7 protein-coding genes and 6 tRNA genes are annotated in these 7,051 nt (G+C 38.5%); all 13 read left to right on the top strand.

All coding sequences use genetic code 11. The features are described from left to right. Positions 1-175: 175 nt before the first annotated feature. Positions 176-249: transfer RNA gene (locus tag GKE48_RS01955), tRNA-Asp, on the top strand. Between the two features lie 53 nt (positions 250-302). Further along, positions 303-375: transfer RNA gene (locus tag GKE48_RS01950), tRNA-Val, on the top strand. An 8-nt stretch (positions 376-383) separates the two neighbouring features. Next, a tRNA-Thr gene (locus GKE48_RS01945) sits at positions 384-455 on the top strand. 45 nt (positions 456-500) lie between these two features. Further along, positions 501-582 (top strand) — tRNA-Tyr (locus tag GKE48_RS01940). A gap of 49 nt (positions 583-631) precedes the next feature. Further along, positions 632-705: transfer RNA gene (locus GKE48_RS01935), tRNA-Met, on the top strand. Between the two features lie 4 nt (positions 706-709). Continuing rightward, a tRNA-Phe gene (locus tag GKE48_RS01930) sits at positions 710-782 on the top strand. 91 nt (positions 783-873) lie between these two features. Then, the gene (locus GKE48_RS01925; protein WP_154300344.1) at positions 874-1,914 is read left to right on the top strand and encodes a L,D-transpeptidase family protein; all 1,041 of its coding nucleotides are present in this window, start codon (positions 874-876) and stop codon (positions 1,912-1,914) included. Positions 1,915-1,934: 20 nt separating this feature from the next. Then, entirely contained in the window at positions 1,935-3,338 is a 1,404-nt protein-coding gene (locus GKE48_RS01920; RefSeq protein ID WP_154300343.1) for an aminotransferase class I/II-fold pyridoxal phosphate-dependent enzyme, read from the top strand. Beyond that, positions 3,326-3,928 (top strand): nucleoside/nucleotide kinase family protein, encoded by a 603-nt coding sequence (locus tag GKE48_RS01915; protein WP_012738299.1) that lies wholly within the window; start codon positions 3,326-3,328, stop codon positions 3,926-3,928. Before GKE48_RS01920 ends, GKE48_RS01915 begins: the two co-directional genes overlap by 13 nt. Beyond that, positions 3,918-4,358 carry a YaaR family protein gene (locus GKE48_RS01910; protein WP_012738300.1) on the top strand — a complete coding sequence of 147 codons (441 nt, stop codon included), beginning with the start codon at positions 3,918-3,920 and terminating at the stop codon, positions 4,356-4,358. Before GKE48_RS01915 ends, GKE48_RS01910 begins: the two co-directional genes overlap by 11 nt. A 51-nt stretch (positions 4,359-4,409) precedes the next feature. Further along, complete coding sequence (locus GKE48_RS01905; RefSeq protein WP_022099167.1) at positions 4,410-5,405, top strand: DNA polymerase III subunit; 996 nt, start codon at positions 4,410-4,412, stop codon at positions 5,403-5,405. Between the two features lie 14 nt (positions 5,406-5,419). Continuing rightward, positions 5,420-6,334 carry a PSP1 domain-containing protein gene (locus tag GKE48_RS01900; RefSeq protein WP_022099168.1) on the top strand — a complete coding sequence of 305 codons (915 nt, stop codon included), beginning with the start codon at positions 5,420-5,422 and terminating at the stop codon, positions 6,332-6,334. Next, on the top strand, positions 6,327-7,046 hold the full coding sequence (locus GKE48_RS01895) for a tRNA1(Val) (adenine(37)-N6)-methyltransferase (RefSeq protein WP_055216991.1): 720 nt from the start codon (positions 6,327-6,329) through the stop codon (positions 7,044-7,046). Before GKE48_RS01900 ends, GKE48_RS01895 begins: the two co-directional genes overlap by 8 nt. Positions 7,047-7,051: the final 5 nt, after the last annotated feature.

Raw genomic sequence — 7,051 nt, 5'->3', positions numbered from 1 at the left:
AGGGCTTAACCAAGAGAAAAGGTTAAGACGGTTTGGATAGAACAAAGAGAGTTATTCTTAAGAGTAATCGGATGAAAAAGTATTTGCAAAGACAGATATGATATGATATATTTAATGTGCAGTTTTGAAGGAGCAATCTTTCAAAAGAGTTTATCTCTTAATTGCGAAAGCGATTGGCCTGGTGGCTCAGCTGGTTAGAGCGCCGCCCTGTCACGGCGGAGGTCGTGGGTTCGAACCCCATCCGGGTCGTTGTTATCATTTCCCAGATGATAACTTGCTGGAAACAGCTTACAATTATATATGGGGTCTTAGCTCAGCTGGGAGAGCATCTGCCTTACAAGCAGAGGGTCACAGGTTCGAGCCCTGTAGGCCCCATCAATTTTGCCGACTTGGCTCAATGGCAGAGCAGCTGATTTGTAATCAGCAGGTTGTTGGTTCGACTCCGACAGTCGGCTCTATATTAATAATGTGAGAGCATTATTAGTATTAATTTAATAGATGGGTGGATTCCCGAGTGGCCAAAGGGGACAGACTGTAAATCTGCTGGCACTGCCTTCGAAGGTTCGAATCCTTCTCCGCCCACTTTGATGTATATTTTACATCTATTTAACATAATATATATAGTGAATGCCGCGGGGTAGAGCAGCTCGGAAGCTCGTCGGGCTCATAACCCGAAGGTCACAGGTTCAAATCCTGTCCCCGCTACTAAGCCTAGATAGCTCAGTCGGTAGAGCAGAGGACTGAAAATCCTCGTGTCACTGGTTCGATTCCGGTTCTAGGCACTTAAAGCTGTTTCGTGATGAAACAGCTTTTTTTGCGTTAAAAACATTTATAAACACATATTAATTTTTGTAATGGACAAAGGAGGATATTATGTCAAAAGGAAATATTAATTATAAATATTTAAAAAGAAGAAAGTCATGGTTCAGGAGAAATCTGACACTTGTTATATTTATTGCTGTTGCTGTGATTGCTATTGCAGGAGCAGTAACTGCTGGAATTATGTTGTCTCATTATAATAAGGAAAAACAGGATGATAATCATGGGAGTAATGATGAACAGACAGTTGTTTCAACAGAAGAGACAACAGCGGCAAGGGAAGTTGTGTGGATTGATAATAAAGAGCCTGAATCAAAAGAACAAGAATACATTGCACCAGAAGGAGTTTATCTTCCATATTTTATTAAAGTAAACAGAGCTGCTAACTGTGCTACAGTGTATGGGATTGATGAGAATGGAGAATACACCATACCAGTCAAAGCATTTGCAACATCATGTGGAAAAGCAGGCGACGAAACTATTGTGGGTGAGAATTATGTAACATCAGATAAGTACGAATGGGGATATATGGTTGATGGTACTTATGGACGTTATGCATTCAGAATAAGTGGAGGTTATCTGTTCCATTCTGTTCCATATTATTCAATGAATAAGGGTGATCTGGAGGATGGACAGTACAATAAGCTTGGTGATTATGCTTCTCTTGGATGCGTTAGAATGTGCGTTAGGGATGTAAAGTGGATATATGATAACTGTCCATCGGGAACAGGTGTAACTATATATGATGATGCAGTTAATCCTGGACCACTTGGTAAGCCGGATTCTATAAAGATTCCAGAGGACAGTGCATATGCCGGCTGGGATCCTACAGACCCTGACGAGAATAATCCGTGGAATGCTTATAGTGCTAAGATAGAAGGGGCAAAGGACATTCAGACAAAGATTGGTCAGAGTGTAGATGTAATGACAGGGGTTACTGCAACTGATACTTGTGGTAATGATATTACTGCAAAGATTGTGACTGTTGGAAGATATACATTTGACCAGACAGGTACTTATGATATTAAGTATGAAGTTACAGATGCAATTGGAAGCCATGATGAAGTAACAGTAAAGCTTATGGTTACAGAATAAGAGATAATGGAGTTGTATTGATGGGAAATATAGATATTCTGGAAAAACTTGAAGAGTATTCAAAAGCTGGTTATGTGCCAATGCATATGCCGGGAGGAAAGCGCAATACTGAATATGCAAGTACTTCAGAACTTGATATTACCGAGATTGACGGATTTGATAATATGCATAATGCGGATGGTATTATTAAAAATGCGTCTGACAGGGCAGCAAAATTGTATGGAGCAGATAAAACACTGATGCTTGTAAATGGAAGTACAGCAGGAATATTATCAGCTATATGCGGTGCGACGAAAAGAAAAGGAAAGATTATCGTTGCAAGAAACTGTCATGTGTCAGTGTACAATGCATTGATTATGGCACAGTTAGAGCCAGTATATGTTATACCGGAGGTTGATAATGATACAGGAATATACAGAGGACTATCATTAGAACAGATTAGAAAATGTGTTGAAAATAACAGGGATGCACAGGCGGTTATTATAACTTCTCCGACTTATGAAGGTGTTGTGTCAGAGGTAAGGGAGATTGCCAGTTATCTGCATGAAAAAGGAATACCACTTATAGTTGACGAAGCGCATGGGGCACATTTTGAATTCAGTGAGGAATTTCCAGAGTCGGCAGTAAAAGCTGGGGCTGATATTGTAATTAACAGTATTCATAAAACATTACCGGCACTTACACAGACTGCACTGCTACATATTTCTGGAAATTATGTAGATTATGATAAAGTGGAAAGATTTTGGAATATATATCAGACAACCAGCCCCTCATATATTCTTATGGCGAGTATTGACAGGTGTATGAGAATTATTGAAGGGCAGGGAGATTATATTTTTAAGGAATATATAAACAGACTTAAGAATTTAAGAGAAAATATTGCAAAACTTAATAATATAAGGTTGATGGATAGTGATGATATTTCTAAGATTATTCTTATATGTGATGATGGAAAGTACCTATATGACAGGTTATTGGATGAATATAAGGTGCAGCTTGAGATGGCATCATTTAAATATGTTATTGCAATGACTTCAGTTGCTGATAAACAGGAGTATTATGACAGATTTCTTAGTGCATTGAAGGAGATTGATAAAAGCTGGAAAGTTAAAAGCAAAGACAGTGAAAATGATGTAGAAGAAAGCTTAGGGTATGCGATTAACAACAAGCCAGAAGTATGTATGTGTCCGGCAGATGCAATTGATTTAATGGATGAAAATGGATATGAAGATTTATCTGTTAATTCATCTGATATATGTGGTAGAATAAGTATGTCATCGGTTCTTATATACCCACCGGGAATGCCTGTTGTTAATGTAGGCGAGCGGATTACCGGTGATGTATGCAGAATTATTAAGAGTGCGATAAATGCCGGGCTGGAAGTACCCGGTCTTAAGGAAGGAAAGATAAGATGCCTGAGATAGCATTTATTATGGGAAAAAGCGCGTCCGGCAAGGATAAGATATATAAAAACCTAATTGAAGATGAAAGTCTGAAGCTTAATACTGTTATATTGTATACAACAAGACCAATGAGAGCCGGGGAGACCGATGGGGTTGAGTATTTTTTTGTAAATGATGAGACAGCTGTTAAGATGCAGGAGAGCGGCAGGATTGTTGAATTGAGAGAATATAATACTGTGTATGGTGTGTGGAAGTATTTTACAGCTGATGACGGACAGATTGACCTTAACAGTGGTAACAGGTATCTGGTTATAGGAACGCTTGAAGCGTATGATAAATTCTGTGAATTCTATGGAAAACAGCATATTATGCCGATATACATTGAAGTAGAAGATGGATTGAGACTCACAAGGGCTATCCACAGAGAACAGAAACAGGATAATCCACACTATGAGGAAATGTGCAGAAGATTTCTTGCAGACAGTGAGGATTTTTCAGAAGAGAATATTGCTAAAGCTGGTATTACAAGAAGATTTAGCAATAATGGAGAGTTAGAGGATTGCATTAGTGAAGTTAAGAGTGCCATATTAGGAGGTATGTATGGATATTAAGGTTAAAGATATAGCACCGGCTAATCAGACCACTCCGGTTAAAGCACAGGAAAAATCAGATGATAGTTTTAAGTTTACACTGATTAGCAATATTGAGGAGAAAGACCTTCAGGAAAAACTGGGAAATATGATGCAGGAAATTACCGAGCAGGGTGAAAAGATTGCAAAGCATATGGATATAAGAGATATGAAGAAGTACAGAGAGCTTGTTAAGGGATTCCTAAATGAAGTTGTAAACCGTTCACACAAGTTTTCAAGAGAGAACTTTCTTGACAGGAGAGGAAGACACAGGGTGTATGGAATTGTTAAGATGGTAGATGAGAATCTTGATAATCTTGCCAGAGAACTGGTAAAAGATGAAAAGGATCATCTTGCAATAGTTGGAGCTATTGATGATATAAGGGGATTGTTATTAGATATTTCAACATAGGAGCAATATGTGTTATAATATTACAGATAAGTAATGAAAAGAGGAATAAGTATGGGTAATTTTTCAGATATATATGGATATGAGACTATTAAAGAACATTTGCAGAGTGCAATATCTATGGGAAAGGTATCTCATGCTTATGTAATCAGCGGAGGACTTGGTTCAGGAAAGAAGCTTATTGCCAGCACATTTGCACAGACACTGCAGTGTGAGGCGGGCGGTGTTGAGCCTTGTGGGGTGTGCCATTCCTGTGTGCAGGCAGCAGGCAGGAACCAGCCGGATATTATCTGGGTTGGACATGAGAAGCCGGGAAGTATTGGTGTTGATGATATAAGAGACCAGCTTGTATCGGATATGCAGATTAAGCCTTACAGCAGTCCTTACAAGATATACATTATTGATGAAGCAGACAAGCTTACTGTTGCAGCACAAAATGCAATGCTTAAGACAATTGAAGAGCCGCCGGCTTATGGAATTGTTATTCTGCTTGCTAATAATCCGGATGTTTTCTTACAGACTATTCTGTCAAGATGCGTTGTGCTTGATCTTAAGCCACTTAAGGATGATGTAGTTATTAAATATCTTAAAGATCACTATGATAATATCGGTGATTACGAGTGTAAATTTGCAGCAAGATTTGCAGCTGGACGAATCGGCAGGGCAATGACTATGGTTGAATCTACTGAGTTTGCAGAGTTAAGACGTGATGTAATGGATGTTATTAAGAATGCTAAGGATATGGATTCGGCTGATATTATGACATCGGTGAAAAGAGTTACCAATTATAAGCTGACTATTGATGATTACCTTGACCTTATGCTTATGTGGTACAGGGATGTACTTATGTTTAAGAGTACGAATGATACTAATCTGCTCATATTTAATGACCAGATGACACTGATAAAGAGTCAGGCACAGACTATGTCATATGAAGGTTTACAGGATATTATTAATTCTATTGACAGGGTTAAGGTGAGACTTCAGGCAAATGTTAATTTTGATCTGGTTATTGAATTGCTTATTATGGCGATTAAGGAAAATTCATAGAATGGAGAGTATAGATGACTAAAGTTGTTGGAGTTAGATTCAGACAGGTTGGAAAGATATATTTTTTTGCACCTGGGAAATATTCAGTTGAAACAGGACAGCATGTTATTGTTGAGACTGCCAGAGGAGTTGAATATGGACAGGTTGTTCTAGGTGAAAGAGAAGTAGAAGATACAGCGGTTATCCAGCCTCTAAAGGCAATTATAAGGGTTGCAACACCAGAAGATGATGAAAGAGAATTAAAAAATAGAGAAAAGGAAAAAGAAGCATTTAAGATATGTCTTGAGAAGATTGCAAAGCATAATCTTGACATGAAGCTTATTAAGGCTGAGTATACATTTGACAATAATAAGGTGTTGTTCTATTTTACTGCTGATGGAAGAATTGATTTCAGAGAGCTTGTTAAGGATCTTGCTGCAGTATTTAAGACAAGAATTGAATTAAGACAGATTGGAGTAAGGGATGAGACTAAGATTCTTGGTGGAATTGGTTCCTGCGGAAGACCTTTATGTTGTGCCACATTTTTACCAGAATTCAATCCGGTATCTATTAAGATGGCTAAGGAGCAGAACCTGTCACTTAATCCAACTAAGATTTCAGGTGTGTGTGGAAGACTTATGTGTTGTTTAAAGAATGAGCAGGATACATATGAGGAATTAAATAGTCATCTGCCTAATGTGGGAGATTCTGTTACTACACCAGATAAACTGGTTGGTGAGGTTTCAAGTGTCAATGTTTTAAGGCAGAGAGTTAAGGTATTAATAACTCATGATAATGACGAAAAGGAACTTAAGGAATATCCGGTTGAGGAGCTTCGTTTTAAGAGAAAAAGAAGATTTGATAAGGTCCGCATTGATGATGATAAGGAACTTAAGGCACTTGAGGAATTAGAAAGAAAAGAAGGAAAAGCCCATATTAGTGATGATTAATGAACGAATTGATGATTTGATGAGAGATGGACTAAAGCTTATACAGAATACACATATTTTTTGTTTTGGAATGGACGCAGTGCTGTTGTCTACTTATGCCAGGGCAGGGAAGAAGGACAGGGTGCTGGATATGGGTACCGGTAATGGTATTATTCCGGTGCTTATGCAGTCTAAGAATCCAGGTAGCACATATAGTGCTCTTGAGATTCAGGAGGGAAGCGCACAGCTTGCCAGAAGAAATGTGGAGCTTAATCATCTTGAGGACAGAATCAGTGTTGTTAAGGGTGATATTAAGGAAGCTTCCACTATATTTGGGGAAGCTTCTTTTAATGTTGTGACGAGCAATCCGCCATATATGAATGAAAATCACGGTATTGTTAATCCGGACAGTGCCAAGGCAATTGCAAGGCATGAGCTTCTGTGTAGTCTTGATGATGTTATAAGGGAAGCAAGCCGTTGTCTTAAATCCAAAGGGAAAATGTATATGGTTCACAGACCGAACAGACTTGTTGATATATTTGACACTATGAGAAAGTATCATCTTGAGCCGAAGAGAATGAGGCTGGTGTATCCTTATGTGAATAAGGCTGCCAATATGGTGCTTATAGAAGCGGTTAAGGGAGGTAATTCCCAGCTTATTGTTGAAGAACCGCTTATTGTATACAAGACGGACGGTACCTACACTGATGCGCTTCTAAAAATGTATGAATAGATAGA

The sequence above is a fragment of the Lachnospira eligens genome, assembly GCF_009680455.1.
GTDB classification, from domain to species: domain Bacteria; phylum Bacillota; class Clostridia; order Lachnospirales; family Lachnospiraceae; genus Lachnospira; species Lachnospira eligens_A.
The sequence above is the reverse complement of the archived record's forward strand: the minus strand, read 5'-3'. Positions and strand labels throughout refer to the sequence as shown.